The organism is Paraburkholderia sp. 22098 (genome assembly GCF_052045935.1).
GTDB lineage: Bacteria > Pseudomonadota > Gammaproteobacteria > Burkholderiales > Burkholderiaceae > Paraburkholderia > Paraburkholderia caledonica.
Genome location: NZ_JBQEPV010000018.1, coordinates 52,056 through 70,702, shown reverse-complemented (window position 1 = coordinate 70,702; position 18,647 = coordinate 52,056). Strand labels below are relative to the sequence as shown.

Sequence of the window (18,647 nt, the reverse complement as noted above, 5' to 3'; positions counted from 1 at the left end):
TCCAACACCGCCTTCGTTCCGGTTCGGCAAGCCGGCAATCACGCCCGCTCTCAATTGCGCGGCACGCCGTCCTCGACGAGCACTGCAATCGGCATTGCCGCAAGGGCATCGCGCAAATACAGCAAGCCGTTTTCATCGACCTTCGGCGCAGCCGGACTCAGCCAGTCGAACAACGCTCGCGCTGACAGATCCGCCGGCATCTCGACCGCCGTGTCTTGCCATTTCTCCGGATCGACCATCGGCAGATCGCCTTCTTCGCCGACCAAGCCGGCCGCGAGCCGGCTCGCTATGACGACAGCCCACGCATTCCCATGTCGCCGCGCGAACGCAATCACATTCGACGCATGCGCGCCCCGCACGGTCAGCGGCAGGTACGTGCCCTGACTCAGCAACTCCGGCAGATGCGCACGCAGCGCGAGCACTCGCTGCACGACGGCGAGCTTCACACGTCCATTGCGCCACGTCGACAGAAACTCCGAAGGCGGCGCCTGGGCAAGCCAGGTCGCACGCTGCTCGAAATCGACGGGCCGGCGATTGTCCGGATCGACGAGACTGAAGTCCCACAACTCGGTACCTTGATAAAGATCCGGAATCCCAGGCGATGCGAGCCGCAAGACAGTCTGCTGCAAACTGTTGACCGCGCCGGCGCGCGAAATCCGCGCGACGAACGCGGCCAACTCCTTGAGGAAGCCGTCCCGCCGCTGCGGCGCCATGATGTCGAACAGGAAGTCGCGGCAACCGGCTTCATATGCTTCGTCGGGTGCGAACCAGTTGGTCTGCAGCTTGGCTTCGCGCAGTGCTTTGAGTTGCCATTGCGCGACGCGCTCAGCCAATGCCTTGACGCCCGCTTCGTCGTCCGGCTTCAGGTCCGGTGGCCAGCAACCGACCAGCGTCTGATACAGCATCGCTTCAGCGGCGGGGCCGGGCGCCCAGTCGTAGCTAGTGTCCTGTGCAACGCTACTGATCGGCGTGCCTTCAGGCGAACGCCGGTGCGGCGCGTTCAACGTCGACCATGCACGCGAGGTCGTGCTCCACTCGTGCGCGATCTCGCTGAGTACCGCGAGCCGTGCGCGCACGTCTTCGCCGCGCTTGTGATCGTGGGTCGCTGTTGCGAGCATCGCGTAAGGAAAGCGCTGCGAGCGCTCGACATTGCCCGCATGAAACTGCTCGACTGACAACGCGAATTCTCCCGGATCGGCACCCACCTCGTTACGCGACAACAGCCGCCCGTAGCGATAGCACGCGGTATCTTCGACGGCCTTCGCCGCAACCGGCGCAGTCAACTGCGAGAACAGCGTCTGCGCGGTGCGCCGCGCCGAACCCGCATGGTTTGGCGGTGCACCGTTCTGCCCTTGCTGCTGCTGGCCATGACGCCCTGCGGGCGCTTCGTCCACGCTGCCGCCGAGCCATGCATTGACGCGCTCCAGAACGCCATGATCGGCGCGGGAAAGCGTCGCGCGCGCGCCGGCCAGCGCCTGCTCGAAAAACACATTGTCGGCGGCACTGCGTAGACCGTTTTGCGGATAAATGCGGTACACCGGAAAATGCACGACCAGTTCGGTCAGCACGCGGCGCAATGTCGTGAAGGTGTAATCGCGCGTGGCGAGCGAGTCGCGCGCAATGCGATGCAGCGCTCGCGCCGCGCGGTCGAGTTCCGCCGAAAGATTTTCCGCAAGAACCTTGCGCCGTGCGACGAGTGCTTCGTCCGCAAAATTCGCGCTGCGTCCCGTGAGTTCGGTCCACGCCTGCGCAAGCGGCTCCGCGCCCGCCGGGTCGTGCAACAACGCGCCCACGTCGTTCATGAAGTCGTAGCCGGTGGTGCCGTCCACCGGCCAGTCGTCGCGCAGCGGTTCGCCGCGCGCAAGAATCTTTTCGACGACTACATACGGCGTGGTGTCGCGCAACTCTGTCAGACGTTGCCGCAGCCGCTGACAGTATTCGCGAGGCTCGGCGAGTCCGTCGACGTGGTCGATCCGCAAACCGTCGATCGTGCCTTCCTGATAAAGGCGAAAGACCAGCGCATGCGCGGCTTCGAACACATCCGGCCGCTCGGCGCGCACCGCGGCGAGCGTCGAAATATCGAAGAAGCGCCGCCAGTTGACTTCGTCGGCGGCGGTGCGCCACCACGCGAGACGGAAGTGCTGACGCTCGAGCAGCCGATGCAGGCGGTCGCGCGTGAGCGGGTCTTCGGGGGAATACGTCTGGATCACGGAATCGATTGCCGACTTGCCGCTTTGCGCGACGAACTCACGCAAAGCGTCGCGCCCTTCGGCGGCACGCGGCTGATCCGCGGGCTGCGTCGTCAGTCCATGGAAGCGTTCGGCGAGTGCGCTGAGATCGGCGCGGTCGGCGCTCTGCAGAATCGACGCGTAGTCGGTCGGACACACCGGAAAGACGTGCGGTCCGTAGCCGACATAAAAGCGTCCGCTATCTGCCGCGAAGTGCAACGCGATACGGCCCGACGCGAGTTCATCGCCATACGGGCCGCCAAGTGTCGGCAGCAACACCTTGCCGCGCAAAGCCGGATCGGGCGAATGCCAGTCGACATCGAAGTGACGTGCATAGGCGCTATGTCGCCCCCATTCAAGGATATCGAGCCACCACGCGTTGCTGGATCCGCCGACGCCCATATGGTTCGGCACCATGTCGACGATGAGGCCCATGTCGCGCGCGTGGAGTTTGTCGACGAGGCGCTTCAAGCCTGCCTCGCCGCCGCATTCGGCGCTGACCTGGGTGTAATCGACGGTGTCGTAGCCGTGCATCGAGCCTGGCTCGGCCGTGGTAATGGGCGACGCGTACACATGGCTAATGCCGAGCGCCGCGAAGTAGTCGACGTGCTTCGCGGCGTCGTCGAACGTAAAGCCCCGGTGAAACTGGAGGCGAAGAGTGGAGCGCGGGACGGTCATGGCGTGTCAGGCCCCGAAGAAGTGTTGGCTGATGGATTAGAAACAGTCGCGGTGCTGCGGGCCCGATCGACGGCGAGAAGGCGGTCGCAGAAATTGTCGTCTTCAAACATCTCGTCTACAGACAGATTCCCGCGACGGCGCCAGTTCGGATGCTCGTCGATCGAACCCGGCAGGTTCGGCTGGTCGGTCTGACCGAGCAGGTCTTCAAGCGGAAATGTGACGAGCGGGCTCGGCGTCGCCGCAACGAATGCGAGGGCTTCATCGACGGGCGGGCTCTCGGGCGGCGGCGCTTCGACATCGGGCGCGGCGACGCCGGCTTGCTGGAACGCGCGCCACAATTCGGCGCGGTCGCTTGCGCGCTCTTCCTGCGCCGCTTCTTCCGGATCGCGGCCGTCGGCGCGCGCCGTCGTCTGCCCAATCTTGTTGCGCCACGTAATGTCGCTGCCGCGCCACCAACCGGCGACGGTCGGCAGATCGTGAGTCGTGGTGGTGCCAACCGCGTTGCGGTCCCAGGACTGCGGCGGCTTGAAGCCGGTGCCGTCTTCGTCACGCTCGAACCACAGCACGCGGATGCCGGCAATGCCATGATCGTCGAGGCGTTCGCGGAAGCCGGGCGGCACGGTCCCGAGATCTTCGCCGATCACGATTGCGCGATGCCGCCACGATTCGAGCGCGATAAGACGCAAGAGGTCTTCGAGCGGATAGCGCAGATAAGCGCCGTCGCGCGCGCTTTCGCCTTCGGGCACGAGCCACAGACGCCGCAAACCGAGAATGTGATCGATGCGAATGCCGCCGGCATGCGCGAACGCGGCGCGCAACATGTCGATGAAAGCGGAGAAGCCCTGCGTGCGCATCGCGCGCGGCGAGAAGGTGGTGAGTCCCCAGCTCTGACCGGCCTGATTGAACAGGTCGGGCGGTGCGCCGACAGATACGCCTTGCAGCATGTCGTCGCGATACGACCATGCGTGGCTGCCGGCGCTGTCGCATCCCACCGCGAGGTCGGCGATCAACCCGACGGCCATGCCTGCCTCCCGCGCTGCGTGCTGCGCGTGCGACAACCCCTTGGCCGCGAGCCATTGCAGGAACAGATGGAAGTCGACTTCATGGCGATTCGCTTCGGCGAACGCATCGACTTCGGGACTGCGCGGATCGCGCAAGGCTTCAGGCCAGTTTCGCCAATGACCGTTGCCGCCTTGTGCGAGTTGCGCTGCCTGTAGCGCTTCGAAACGCGCGTGATCTTCGAGCGCACGTCCCGCGCGTTCGCAGAATCCGTGAAATTCCAGTGCGCGTGGCGTGTCCTGCTTGCCGCCTTGCGCACGTTCCTGGCTGCAGAAATTCTCGAACAGCGCGCGCAAGACTTTCAGCTTCAGCACCACGGCGTTCGGCCAGTCGATCAGCGGCAAGGCTTCGAGTTGCGTCCACGCGTCGGTGGCTTGCGCGGACTCCATCGCGGCGCGTGCAGCGTCTGCTCCGAACACGGCGGCCGGATCGATATGCGTGACGTTCAGCCACAAACGCGACGACGGCGAATACGGGCTGAAGCGATTCGGCTCCGCGCTGAACATGGCGTGCGTCGGGCTGACGGCAAGCGCATGCACGCCGTGCTTCGCGCTTTTCGTCGCAAATTGCGAGAGCGCCGAATAATCGCCAATGCCTCCATCGCCCGTGCGTCGCAGGCCGTATAGCTGCGCGGCGATGCCCCATAGCGGCGGAGTCCTGGCGTCGTCGCCGCCGTCGTCGTTGCGCAAGGCGCGCCACGCGTCGTCGACGGTATAGCAACGCGACGGCGCTACCGCGAGCGTGACGCGCTGTTCGTGAATCACGAGCGTGTGATAGCCGGGTTCGTCGATCGGCGCGAGCAAAGCCTGCTCGCCTTTGGGCGCGGTAAAGCGTCCGTCGATGATCGAGCCGCTTTCCAGTTCGATCCGGTAGTGGCTGCCCGACTTCAGCGCCGACGCAGGCAATGCTATGCCGCGCCCGACTTCAGCAGTCATGAGCGGCGGCAGCTTGCGGCCCGACAGTTCGGCTTCGAGCGCTGCGGCGCTCTGGCGGATCTGCGTGGAATTGCCGCATGGCAAGCCCATCCGTTCGAGCAGCACTGCAAGCGTGTTCTCGGGCACACGATGCACCTTGCGATGCGCGTCTTCCCACTCCACCTCGAAGCCGGCGCGCGTCGCAAGTGTGGCTATCGTGTCGTTAGGGCGTCGGGTACTCACGTGCGGCGCTCCTCTTTGCCGACAACGCGCGCATCGTGACCGCTCGCGTAGTCGTCGATGTCGCCGGTCAGCCACGCGACGAACGCATTCGGCGGCAACACGTTCGCATCGATCTGTTCGCGCACGCGCGGCGGCGTTTCGAAAATGACCTTGCCCGCGGGCACGTCGTTGAACGGCACACTCTGCTTTGACAGATTGAGCGCGAACGACAACGTCTCGCCGTCGCCGAGTTTCCAGCGCGCGATCAACGCATTCGCGTCAGCGCCGTTCTCGTCGGTGAGCACCGTTGCGCCGAGTGCCTTGCCGTGTTTCAGTCGCGGCGTAATCAGTTTGGCGCGTACGGCCAGCGCGGACTTGTAGAAGTGCATCCAGTCCAGCCGGTCTTTCGCTTCGTCGTCGTGCGCGGGTGCCGTCGCGGTCTCCGGCGGCGACGATGCGGCGAACGTCCCTGCGTCGTTCGGATCGGGAATCTGCGCACGGCGTTTCTCATCGCTGAACGACGAGAAGCGCGCGAACTCGCGGCGGCGTCCTTCACGCACGGCATCGGCGAGATCGCCGGTGTAGTCGGTGAAGAACAGGAACGGCTGCGTGGAGCCGTACTCCTCGTCCATGAACAGCAGCGGAATTTGCGGCGACAGCAGCAGCAACCCGGTCGCCGCACGCAATGCGTCGTCCGAGGTCAGCTTGCGCAGGCGCTCCCCAAATGCGCGATTGCCGATCTGATCGTGGTTCTGCAGGAACATGACGAACGACGTCGGCGGTAAATGCCCGCTCGATTCGCCGCGCGGCGCCCCGTCATGAATCGGCGACGGATCGCCTTGATACGCAAAACCTTCGGACAGCACGCGCGCGAGACGCCGAATCGGCTGATCTTCATAGGCGTGGTAATAGCCTTCGGTTTCGCCGGTCAGCAGCACGTGCAGCGTGTTGTGCGCGTCGTCATTCCATTGAGCGTCGAAGTGCGTCTCGAGCAGGCTCGCGCTGTTGTGCTCGTTTTCGAGCACGAGATGCACGTGGCGGCCATGCTGGACGTGCGCGCGGATATGATCGGACAGCTCGCGCAGCCATGCGTGATTGTCGATGGCGTGGACGGCGTCGAAACGCAACCCGTCGATGCGATATTCGTTGATCCAGTAGATGGCGTTGTCCGTGAAGAAATCGCTGACTTCAGTGCGGTCGAAGTCGATTGCCGGGCCCCACGGCGTATGCGTGCCTTCGCGGAAAAACGACCGCGCGTATTCATGCAGGTAGTTGCCGTCAGGTCCGAAGTGGTTGTAGACCACGTCGAGAAACACCATCAGGCCGAGACCGTGGGCGGCGTCGATCAGCGCTTTGAGTTCTTCGGGACGGCCGTATGCGGAGTCGGGCGCGTACGGCAGCACGCCGTCATAGCCCCAATTGTGCTTGCCGGGAAAATCGTTCAACGGCATCAGTTCGATGGCGGTCACTCCAAGCGCAGCGAGCGCCGGCAAGCGCTTCTGCACGCCCGCATAGCCGCCCATTGCGCCGACATGCAGCTCGTACAACACCGTTTCTTCCCACGGACGGCCATGCCAGTCCGTATGTTCCCAACGATACGCGCGCGGGTCGATGACTTCGCTCGGGCCGTGCACGTCTTGCGGCTGGAAGCGCGACGCCGGATCGGGCACCGCATTGCCGTCGTCCAGACGGAAGCGATACAGCGTGCCCGCGCCGCTTTCCACGCTTGCTTCGAACCAGCCGTTTCCCGCCGGCGTCATTTCATGCGCGCCTTTCGCGGGGCCGTTGTCGATTTCAACCTGAACGCTTTTGCACGACGGCGCCCAGAAACGAAACCGTGTGCGTGGGCTCGTCCCTTTGGGACCCAGCAATTGCGCGCCAAACGGCAGGCAATGAGCGTAATGATGCGCGTGTGGGTCGATTGGATTTTCTGACATGACTCTTCACCATTCGGTTTTGCTGTCGGATTGCTCACACGCCGTTGGCGGCATCGCCGCCGCGATCTACGTGGTCGGCGACGAGTCGCTCGTCGGCGGATGCTCGCCGGGATCGGGCGGCAGGGCAGTCAACAGACGTGGCCCATGCTGCGCGCCGGCTATCCAGCCCGCTTGCCAGTCGGCCTCGCCGACCGGTTGCGCGGCCAGTATCACGAGGCCATGCGCCGCGACTTCGATATCCAACGCGGCGAGCCGGTGCGGCGCGCTTTCCGTATCCGCAGTGTCTAACAGCACGTGCCATTCCAGGTGCGGCGCAGGGGGCGTAAAACGCAGCCCTTCCGCACTCGCGTTGAGCATCATCAACAATACTTCCGTTTCGCCATTCAGGCCCGGACCCGCGCGCCGCAATGTGAATGCGCGTCCTTCCGGATCCTGCCAGGCTTCGATCGTCAGCGGATCGCCTTTCTCGTCGAACCAGCCGATGTCGAAAAGCCCCGGCAACACTTCACGGTCGCCAAACAGAAAACGCGTTTCGCGCAGCAGCGGATGCCGTTTGCGCAGCGCGATCACGCGCGCCACGAATTCGGTCATCTGGCGGCCGTCCGGCGCTTGCGCGGCTTCCCAGTTGATCCAGGACAGTTCGTTATCCTGGCAGTACGCATTGTTGTTGCCGTTCTGCGTGCGCAACAATTCGTCGCCGGCCAGCATCATGGGCGTGCCGAGTGCGACGAGCAGCGTGGCCATCATCGAGCGCGCCACGCGTTTTCGGGTTTCGAGAATCGCCGGGTCGTCGGTCGGTCCTTCCACGCCCCAGTTGCTGCTGCAATTCTCGTTGTGACCGTCGTTGTTGCCTTCGCGATTCGCCTCGTTGTGCTTGTGCTCATACGCAGTAATGTCGGCAAGCGTAAAACCGTCATGCGACGCGACGAAATTGATCGACGCCCACGGCTTCCTGAAACGCCGGTTGAAGAAATCGGCAGAACCGGTCAGGCGCGCTGCGAGATCCGGCCGAAGGCCCGCGTCGCCACGCCAGAAACGGCGCACGGTATCGCGGAAACGGTCGTTCCATTCGCCAAAACCCGGTGGATGATTGCCAAGCTGATAACCGCCCGGACCGATGTCCCACGGCTCCGAAATCAGTTTGCGTTGCGAGAGGATCGGGTCCTGGCGCAGCGCATCGAAGAAGCCCGAGCCCGGATCGAAACCATGCTGCTCGCGCCCGAGCGTTACGCCGAGATCGAAACGGAAGCCGTCGATATTGAAGGCCGTCGACCAGTAGCGCAGTGAATCCATCACCATTTGCAGTACGCGCGGATGCGGCAGATTCACCGTGTTGCCGCAGCCGGTGTCGTTGATATGGTGCCGTTCGTCGCCGGGAATCAGCCTGTAGTAGCTTGCGTTGTCGAGGCCGCGCCATGAGACGGTCGGGCCCATTTCGTTGCCTTCGCACGTGTGGTTGTACACCACGTCGAGAATCACTTCGATGCCTGCCGCGTGCAACTGGCGCACGGCAATGCGCATTTCGTCGAGCCGGTGCGTGCTGAGATACGACGGCTCGGGCGCGAAGAATGCCGCTGTGTTGTAGCCCCAGTAGTTGCGCAGGCCGCGTTCAACCAGAAAGCGGTCGTTCAGAAATGCATGTACGGGAAGCAATTCGACGGCGGTCACACCGAGCTTCAGCAAATGCTCGATAAAGTCCGGCGACGACAGCGCCGCGAACGTACCGCGTTCATGCTGACGCAAATCGGGGCGCAGCATCGACGCGCCGCGCACATGCGCTTCATAAATAATGGTTTCGCCCCACGGCACATCAGGGCGCTTGTCGTGCGACCAGTCGAACGCTTCGTCGATCACGACGCATTTAGGCATCGCGGGCGCCGAGTCGCGCCGGTCGATTGAAAGATCCGCGCGATTCGAATGCACGCGATAACCGAACAACGCATCCGACCAGCGGAACTGGCCGACGAGCTTGCGCGCGTACGGATCGAGCAGCAGCTTGTGCGGATTGAAACGATGCCCATGCTGCGGCTGATACGGACCGTGCGCGCGAAAGCCGTAAGCGGTGCCCGGATGCGCGTTAGGCAGATAGCCGTGCCACACTTCGTCGGTGCATTCGGGCAGCGGGTAGCGCTTGATCTCCTTGCGACCCGTGGGATCGAACAGGCAAAGCTCGATTTTCTGCGCGTTCGCCGAGAACACTGCAAAGTTGACGCCAAGGCCGTCCCAACTGGCTCCGAGCGGATACGGCGAGCCAGGCAGAAGCCGGTCGGGCATTGCATGCGACATGGTTCCGCTTCCTTGTTCTGTTTGATGCAGCGCTAGCGCGGGCCTTCATGCAACGAGCGCGCGGCCGGTTATCACGCGGCCGCGCGCTCGCTTCGGCATGACCGGGCGGCGCCCGGTCGCGCCCGGTTCCCTGTCAGTCTCCGCTCAATCGGCTCGCAGCACGATCGTCGCCAGCGGCGGCAAGGTCAGGGAGGCCGAATGCGGCCAGCCGTGGCTCTGAATCGCCTCGGTATGAATAAGACCGCCGTTGCCCATATTCGAGCCGCCGTACACGCCTGCATCCGTATTGAGCACTTCCGACCAGCGTCCTTCGCGCGACATGCCGACGCGGTAACCGACGCGCGGCACCGGCGTCATGTTGCACACCACGACGAGTTCGCGACCCGCCCCGTCCGTGCGGCGATACGCGAACACACTGTTGGCGCTGTCGTCGCCCACCAGCCAGTCGAAGCCGCCTGGCTCGCTGTCGAGCAGATGCAGCGCCGGTTCGTGGCTGTACAAACGGTTCAGGTCTCGCACCAGCAACTGCACGCCATGGTGATGAGCGTCGTCGAGAAGATGCCAGTGCGGGGACGCGTCATGATTGAATTCCGCGATCTGACCGAATTCGCCGCCCATGAAAAGCAGCTTCTTGCCAGGGTGCGTCCACATGAAGCCGAAATACGCGCGCAGATTGGCGAACTTCTGCCACGTGTCGCCGGGCATCTTGCCGAGCAGCGAGCCTTTGCCGTGCACCACTTCATCGTGCGAGAGCGGCAGCACGAAGCGCTCGGAATACGCGTAGACCATGCCGAACGTCATGTTGTGATGGTGGTACTGCCGATAGACGGGATCTTCCTGCATGTAGTGCAGGGTGTCGTGCATCCAGCCCATGTTCCATTTGAAGTTGAAACCCAGGCCGCCGTCTTCGACGCGCGCCGTCACGCCTGGCCAGGCGGTAGATTCCTCGGCGATGGTGATCGCGCCGGGCACGCCTGGCACGTAGCCCACTTCATGATTGAGGCGCTTCAGAAACGCGATCGATTCGAGGTTTTCGCGCCCGCCGTAAATATTCGGCACCCATTCGTCGGCGGCGCGCGAATAGTCGCGGTAAAGCATCGACGCAACGGCGTCCACGCGCAGGCCGTCCACGTGATAGCGCTTCAGCCACGCGAGGCCCGAGGCCACCAGGAACGCGCTCACCTCGTTGCGGCCGAGGTTGTAAATCATCGTGTTCCAGTCCTGGTGATAGCCCTCACGTGGGTCGGCGTGCTCGTAAAGCGGTGTGCCGTCGAACTCGACGAGGCCGTGCGCGTCGTTCGGGAAATGCGCGGGCACCCAGTCGAGAATCACACCGAGTCCGGCCTCGTGCGCCTTGTTGACGAAGGCGGCGAACTGCTCCGGTTTGCCGAAGCGCGCGGACGGCGCAAACTGCCCAAGCGGCTGATAGCCCCACGATCCGCCGAACGGATGTTCCGCGACCGGCATGAACTCCACGTGCGTGAATCCCATGGTCTTCACATAGGGAATCAGGCGCTCGGCGAGTTCTTCCCAATTCAGGCCTCGCTGACCTTCTTCGGCGATGCGCAGCCACGATTCCGCATGCACCTCGTAAATGGAAATCGGCGAGCGCGGCGTCTGCTTTTCGCCGCGCGACTGGATCCATTCTTGGTCGCTCCACGGGAACTGCTCGATCTCGTCGACATGTGCGACGACCGAGGCCGTGCCTGGCGGCTTCTCGGTCTGCATTGCACAAGGGTCGGCTTTCAGCGGCAGCGGATGGCCGTCGCGTGCGAGCAGCTCGTATTTGTAGCGCGTGCCCGGCCCGACCCGCGGCACGAACAATTCCCACACGCCCGCCTGATGACGCAGGCGCATCGGATGACGCCGGCCGTCCCACGCGTTGAAGTCGCCCACCACGGAGACGCGCCGCGCGTTCGGCGCCCATACGGCAAAGCGCACGCCGGGCACGCCGTCCACTTCCATCGGACGCGAGCCGAGACATTCGAGCACGGCATAAGGGTCGCCGCCCGCGAGGCGCCCGAGCGGTTCATCGCCGAGAACGGGGCCGAACGAATACGTGTCCTCGATTTCCTGCTCCGTGCCATGCCAGTCGATACGCAGACGGTACGGCACCGCCGCGCTCACGCGGCCCGCAAAAAGGCCCGGACGCAACTCCTGAAGTTCGCCGAGCAACGAGCCGTCGGCGCGCGAAATCACGCTGACGTGCGCCGCGTTGGGCAACAGCGCGCGCACCACGGGACCACTGTCGGTGTGATGCAGTCCGAGCTGCGAGAAAGGATCGGGGTGACGCGCTTCGACGAGCGCATCCATATCGAGCGGCTGGAGGCCTGCGGCCGGATCGTGTTCACTCATAGTCGCCCTCGGCCGGATGAGGCGGTGTGGCGGCGTCTTGCGCCTGGGTTGACGGATCGTGCGACGTGGTTTTGTCGCCGAGCAAACGGCCTGCGAGCGCGGCTAGTCCGCGCACCGGCAAGCTGAGCCATGCCGGACGGTTGGCCGCTTCATAGCGGATTTCGTACGCAGCCTTCTCGATCAGGAACAGATCGAGTAGTGCCTGTTCCGCCTCCGGCGCGACGAGCGGCGTCGGTGCTTCGGCGGTGGCCGCGCGGTATTCCTTCAGGAATGTTTCCGTGGCTTGCACGCGGAAACGGTCGAACAGGGAACGTTTGCGATCCGCGGTCTGCTGCGGCGCGCTTTCCATCGTGGACTGCGCCGCGGCGCTCGCATACGACAGCGAACGCATCAGGCCGGCCACGTCGCGCAGCGGGCTCGACTTCTGCCGACGCTCTTCGAGCGAGCGCGCCGGCTCGCCTTCGAAGTCGATCAGATAGGCGTCGCCCTGTGCGACCAGCACCTGGCCCAGATGGAAGTCGCCGTGAATGCGAATCCGCTGCGCTTGCGTGTCGGGCGAAACCAGTTTGTTGACGGCCTCGACCAGCGCGGCACGCCGGTCGACCAGGCTTTTCGCGAGGGCTTTCGTCTCCGCATCGAGCATCTGGTCGACGCGCGGCGCGAGCAGGTCGAGCGCGCTCGCGAGCATCGACTGCGTGCCGTCAACCCATGCCTTCACTTGCTCGGCACTCGCCTGTTCGGGTGCAAATGCCGGGTCGTCGGTCGGCGAGGCGAGCGCGACGTGCAACTGTCCAAGGCGCCTGCCGATGATGCCGGCCAACGACGAGTAGCCTTCCAGCAGAAGAGTTTCGTTGCCGCGGTCGGGCGTCGATGAAGCGTCGGTATCGACGGCGATTGCGAGTTCGTCCACCGAGCGGCGCAGATGATCGAGCGACCAGTTCCAGGCATCGCCCTGGTTGTCGACATAGCCTTGCAGAATCGCGAGCGTATGCGGCACGCCCTCGGGATCGACGCGCACCACTTCGCCAAAGAGCGGCGCGGTGTTCGCATAACCGAGCTGCGTCAGATAGCGGCTGATCTCCGCTTCCGGATGAATCCCGCTCACGAGGCGCCGCACCAGTTTCAGTACCGCAGCGTCTGCGATGATGAGCGAACTGTTGCTTTGCTCCGCCGCGAGCCACCGAATTTCCGGACGTTCGCCGAGATTTTCGAGTTCAGCGAAACGCTCCGTTGGAATGAACCTGATCTCGCTTTTCTGCACGGTCGGTATGACCGCGCGTTCGCGCAACTTGCGCATCACGCCGTGCGCGAAGATCGGCAACGCAAATGCGTCGGTCAGATGCCCGACGTTGCGGCCGCGCCGCACACGCGCCAACGCAAGTTGAAGGAACAGCGGCGTGGTCGTCTCGCCACCCCAAGTGATTGCGATCGGCACCACATAACGTTCGGTGTGATCGCCAACGTCCGCTTCGATCTCGGTGAAGGCGAAGCCTCCGTTGGGGATCGTGGTCAACGCGGCGAGCCGGACAGCATGCATCTTCTGATCCTTCGATGCAAACCAGCGCCGGCGGCTCAACCACGAAGGCAGCACTTCGGATTCGAGGAGCCGCACGTTTTCGGGCGTCGGTCCGACCTGACCTTCGCGTATCACAATCGTGACGAATTCGGGCAACGGCTCGGGGTGCGCCTGCGACCAGGTCGGACGCTGGCCGCCCGGACACAACATGAACCACAGGAAGCCGTACGGCGGGAACGTCAGCAGGTAAGTCAACTGGCCGATTGGGGGGAACACGGAATCGGCGGTCATTTCAATCGGCACCGAGCCGTTGAATTCCGACAGGTCGAGTTCCACCGCTTGTGGCGCGCGTGACAGATTCGCGACGCAAAGGATCGGCGGCTCGTTGGGCATCTCACGTAGATACGCGAGAATCTTGCGATTTTCCGGCTTCAGGAAGCGGATCGTGCCGCGTCCGAAAGTCTGTTTCGCGCGACGCGTGGCGAGCATGCGCCGGGTCCAGTTGAGCAGCGAATGCGGATCGCGGCTTTGCGCTTCGACGTTGACCGCGTCGAAGCCGTAAAGCGAACCCATCACGGGCGGCAATACGAGTTGCTCAGGATCGGCGCGAGAAAAGCCGCCATTCCGGTCCGACGACCATTGCATCGGCGTGCGCACACCGTCGCGGTCGCCAAGGTGGATGTTGTCGCCCATGCCCAGTTCGTCGCCGTAATAGATAACGGGCGTGCCCGGCATGGACAAAAGCAGCGAATTGATCAACTCGATGCGGCGGCGGTCGCGCTCCATCAGCGGTGCGAGGCGGCGGCGAATGCCGAGGTTGAGGCGCGCGCGGCGATCGCTCGCGTAGGTATTCCACAGGTAATCGCGCTCGGAATCCGTGACCATTTCGAGCGTCAGTTCGTCGTGATTGCGCAGGAAAATTGCCCACTGATTCGTTTCGGCAAGGTCCGGCGTTTGCCGCATGATGTCCGTGATCGGAAAGCGGTCCTCGCTCGCAATGGACATGTAGATGCGCGGCATCAGCGGGAAGTGGAATGCCATGTGGCATTCGTCTTCGTCGCCGAAATATTCCTTCACGTCTTCCGGCCACTGGTTCGCTTCGGCGAGCAGCATACGGTTCGGATATTCGGCGTCGATAGTCGCGCGAATCTTTTTCAGAATGGCATGCGTTTCCGGCAGGTTCTCGTTGTTCGTGCCTTCGCGTTCGACCAGATAGGGCACGGCGTCGAGCCGCAGCCCGTCGATACCCATGTCGAGCCAGAAGCGCATGATCTGCAACACCTCGCGCAGCACGGCCGGATTGTCGAAATTCAGATCGGGCTGGTGCGAGTAAAAGCGGTGCCAGTAGTAAGCACCCGCGACCGGATCGTGCGTCCAGTTCGACGGCTCCGAGTCGATGAAAATAATCCGTGTTTCCTGATACTTCTGGTCGGTATCGGACCACACGTAGAAGTTGCGATGGTTCGAGCCCGGCTTCGCGCGGCGCGCGCGCTGAAACCACGGGTGCTGATCCGACGTGTGGTTGATCACGAGCTCGGTAATCACGCGGATGCCGCGCGCATGCGCCTCCTGAATGAAGCGCTTGACGTCGGAAAGCTGGCCGTAGTCAGGATGCACGTTACGGTAATCGGCAATGTCGTATCCGTCGTCGCGACGCGGCGACGGATAGAACGGCAGCAGCCAGATCGCATTCACGCCGAGTTCGGCGATGTAATCGAGCTTGGCGATCAGGCCGGGAAAATCGCCGACGCCGTCGTTGTTCGCATCGAAGAACGACTTGATGTGCACCTGGTAGATGATTGCGTCTTTGTACCAGAGCGGATCGTCGCTCAATGTCGCGGGCTTGCCGCGGCGGCGCGCGCGAGCTTTTGTTGCGGTGGCGGTTGCCGTGCTTGCCTGGGCTTCCGACGTGCCTTGTGAGGGATCGTCACGCTTCATATCACACCTTCCGTCGGGGTAGGGTTGCCAGCGTCTGCGTGAAGGTCGCTGGTCGAATCGCTGTCGGCTTCATCGGGACGCTCTGCGGGCAGGCCGCCGAGCGGCGCAATGCGCCAGATAGAAAAGGGCTGGCCCGGGCCGAGCCGCACATGTTGCCAGCGGCCGTGCCATGTGAAACGCGCGCCTGTCATCTGATCGGTCACTTCGAGCGCGCCCTGATCGTGCAGATTCCAATTCTGGAATGTCTCCCACGACAATTCGATGTCCGCGCCCTGTTCGTTGAACGGGTCGAGATTGATGGCGACGACAATCACGTTGTCGCGCGTTTCGGTTGCCTTCTCAAAGAATAGAATGTTGTCGTTGTGCGCGGGCAGGAACGTTAGGCCGAGGTGCGTTTGCAGCGCTGGATTCGCGCGGCGAATGCGGTTCAGCGCGGCGATCTCCGCCGTGATGTTGCCGGGCCGGTTCCAGTCCCACGCGCGCAATTGATACTTCTCGGAATCGAGATATTCCTCGCTGTTCGGCAGCGCAGCCGCCTCGCAGAGTTCAAAGCCGCTATACACGCCCCACAAGCCGGCGAGCGTGGAAGCGAGCGCCGCGCGAATCAGAAAGCCGGTGCGTCCCTGCGATTGCAGATGGCGTGGGTTGATGTCCGGCGTATTTACGAAGAAGTTCGGCCGATAGAAGTCGCGTGCGCTGGTTTGCGTGAGGTCCGTCAGATACTCGATGAAATCGCGTTTCGACTCGCGCCACGTGAAATACGTGTACGACTGCGAGAAACCGATCTTGCCGAGCCGGTTCATCATGCGCGGACGCGTGAATGCTTCGGCGAGGAAAATCGTGTCCGGATGCCGCGCACGCACGTCGCCGATCACCCATTCCCAGAAAGGCAGCGGCTTGGTGTGCGGGTTGTCGATGCGGAAGATATGCACGCCCGCGTCGATCCAGAACAGAAACACGTCGCGCAATGCGAGCCACAGATCGGGCTTCGCGTCGTGCGCGTAGAAGTCGGGATTGACGATGTCCTGGTACTTCTTCGGCGGATTTTCCGCATATCGCAGCGTGCCGTCGGGACGCCACGCAAACCACGTGGGATGCTCCTTCAGCCACGGATGATCCGGCGAGCACTGCACAGCGAAGTCGAGCGCGATTTCGAGGCCATGCGCGTGTGCGGCGGCGAGCATCTTCTTGAAGTCGTCGAGCGTGCCCAGTTGCGGATGCACGGCGGTATGTCCGCCTTCTGCCGCGCCGATCGCATACGGACTGCCTACGTCGCCGGGCTGTGCGTTCAGCGTGTTGTTGCGGCCCTTGCGATTCGACACGCCGATTGGATGAATCGGCGGAAAGTACAGCACGTCGAAGCCCATGTCGCGAATGCGCGGCAGCTTGGTCGTGACATCGGCGAACGTGCCGTGGCGCGATTCGTCGTCGCTCATCGAGCGCGGGAAGATTTCGTACCAGCTTGCAAAGCGCGCGGCGGTGCGCTCGGCGTCGATCTTGTATGTCACTGGATCGCGACTCAGGAACGGACGATGCCGCGCGGCGGTCATCGCCTTCCTGGTGCCCGCATCCAGAAGCAGTTTGAGCTTCGTTTCGGCGTCGGCCTTGGTGAAATGCTCGACGATATTTTTGAGCGGTTCGATGACCGCACCTTCGGTCGTTTCGACTTCGGCCAGCACGAGCGCGAACAGATGCGCGGCTTCATCGAGTTCGGTCTCGACGGTTTGGCCCGCCTTCAACTTTTTCTCGACATGTTCGACGAGCGAAGCGAAGTCGTCGCGCCAGGCGATCACGGTGAATTCGTGACGTCCCATGCGATCGAGCGGAATGCGCGCCTTCCAGATGTCGAGACCCGCGGGCTGCGCCGGCGCCATCAGCACTTCGTGCCAGGTGTTCTCGTCGGCAGCACGCCACAGCACGGCGGCGGCGATCTTGTCGTGTCCTTCCGCGAAAATCGCGGCGCTGATTTCAGCGCGCTCACCCACGCTTCGCTTGGCTGGGAAGCGGCCATTGTCCACAGAAGGCGTCACGCTTTCGATCGCCACGCGCGGCGCGTTGATGGCTTCGATCACGGTCTTGCGACCGCTACGCTTGCTGTTGGGCTTGTCGATGGGCGGCGCAAGACAGATCGGCTTCTCCGCCACGGCCTGGAAGAGGCGCACGGCACCGGGTGCCAGCGCGAACGGCGTTAAAGCCGCAGGCGAGGCACGGCCTGGCGCATCGAGAGGGACGAAGCGCGTGAAATTGCCGGGCACGCTGGCGAGAAAACGCGCCGGATCGACGCGCACAGGCGCGCCGAGTTCCGGATTGATTGCGATGAGAACCGCCTCGGCGGCATCGCGCAGGTCGGGTTGGTCGGCGCGCAGCAGCACCGCGGCGGGTGCGCCAGGCCCGCTCAACGCGCGCAATTCCCCGTTCGCGTGCAGCGCTCTTGATGTGCGTGCAAGTTCATTGGCGCGCGTGATCTGCGGCGTCAGGTCGAATTTTTTCGCCTGGCAAGCCAGTGCGAATTGCGACGCGTCGCCTCGGGTTTGCGACATTGGTTCGCTCACGCCGTATTCGAAGCCCATCGGCATCAGCCAGCCGGTGCCGATGGCGGACGCCGCGTACAGCGCGCGGCGATACGCGCGTTCGACGATGCTCGAATCATGCGGGTCGCTCAACTCGGCGGCGAGGCGCGTGCCGTAAGGCGCTTCGGGAAACGCAATCGGTCCGCCGATGCGCGCGAGCACCGCATGCTCTTCCACCATCCAGCTCGCGCGATAGTCCCACCAGCGCACCGACGAGAACACGCTGTCGAAGCCCGCGCCCTGAAGACCGATCAGATCGCTGCGGGCAAGGCCTGGCGTTGCGGCGAGGAATCGCACGTCGGGATGCGCGGTGCGTACGGCGTCGCGCAAATGCCGCCAGACCTCGGCGGGTACGCGATGTGGAGAATCGAAGCGGAAACCGCCAATGCCGGCGTCGGCGAGCGCCAGCAGCTGCTGCGTCCACCAGTCGGCTAGCGCGGCACGCGTGCCGGCGTCGTTGAAGTTCGCATAGGCGACGTTGTCCTCACGATGCACATGCCGCGGGTCTAGCCGCGCCTCTTCGGATTCCAGCGGATGGAACCAGTCCGCATGTTCCGCGTAGAGTGCGCCATCGGCGGCCACCCGGTCGATCACCAGATCGACCAGCAACGTGAGCCCTTGCTGACGCGCCCCGCTTGCGAGAGTGCGGATGGCGTCGACGGCGGGCTGTTCGGTTTCGAACACGGGATGCAGCCGCGCATGGTTGCCGACCACCTGCCCGTGGCTCGCCCGGCCCGGTTCGAAGAGGCTGCCGATCAACGCGTGATCGAAGCCCAGTGCGGCCGCGTGGGCGAACTGCGCGGGCCACGCGTCAAGCGGTCCAACCAGAAGTGAATGAAAAAAATAGATCCGCGGCGCGTACCCGTTTGGAGATTCCATCGGTCGTTTCCAGATTTGTCCTGCTGCGGTGTGGATGCAAGTGACATGCGATCACAGCGCTCATT

7 protein-coding genes are annotated in these 18,647 nt (G+C 63.6%); all 7 read right to left on the bottom strand.

Annotated elements, in window-relative coordinates; genetic code table 11:
• Positions 1–50: 50 nt before the first annotated feature.
• On the bottom strand, positions 51–2,906 hold the full coding sequence (treY, locus tag ACTJLB_RS28475) for a malto-oligosyltrehalose synthase (RefSeq protein WP_440785253.1): 2,856 nt from the start codon (positions 2,904–2,906) through the stop codon (positions 51–53).
• Positions 2,903–5,122: a 4-alpha-glucanotransferase gene (gene malQ, locus ACTJLB_RS28470; protein ID WP_440785252.1), complete on the bottom strand. Its 2,220-nt coding sequence runs from the start codon at positions 5,120–5,122 to the stop codon at positions 2,903–2,905. The genes treY and malQ overlap by 4 nt, the downstream gene beginning before the upstream one ends.
• Positions 5,119–7,038 carry a malto-oligosyltrehalose trehalohydrolase gene (gene treZ / locus ACTJLB_RS28465; protein ID WP_440785251.1) on the bottom strand — a complete coding sequence of 640 codons (1,920 nt, stop codon included), beginning with the start codon at positions 7,036–7,038 and terminating at the stop codon, positions 5,119–5,121. Before treZ ends, malQ begins: the two co-directional genes overlap by 4 nt.
• 66 nt (positions 7,039–7,104) lie before the next feature.
• Positions 7,105–9,324: a glycogen debranching protein GlgX gene (glgX, locus tag ACTJLB_RS28460; RefSeq protein WP_020071038.1), complete on the bottom strand. Its 2,220-nt coding sequence runs from the start codon at positions 9,322–9,324 to the stop codon at positions 7,105–7,107.
• A 144-nt stretch (positions 9,325–9,468) separates the two neighbouring features.
• Positions 9,469–11,679: a 1,4-alpha-glucan branching protein GlgB gene (glgB, locus tag ACTJLB_RS28455; RefSeq protein WP_440785250.1), complete on the bottom strand. Its 2,211-nt coding sequence runs from the start codon at positions 11,677–11,679 to the stop codon at positions 9,469–9,471.
• Positions 11,672–15,133, bottom strand: coding sequence for a maltose alpha-D-glucosyltransferase (gene treS / locus ACTJLB_RS28450; protein ID WP_204523781.1), 3,462 nt, complete (start codon positions 15,131–15,133; stop codon positions 11,672–11,674). Before treS ends, glgB begins: the two co-directional genes overlap by 8 nt.
• Entirely contained in the window at positions 15,130–18,582 is a 3,453-nt protein-coding gene (locus ACTJLB_RS28445) for a maltotransferase domain-containing protein (protein ID WP_440785249.1), read from the bottom strand. The genes treS and ACTJLB_RS28445 overlap by 4 nt, the downstream gene beginning before the upstream one ends.
• Positions 18,583–18,647 lie beyond the last annotated feature (65 nt).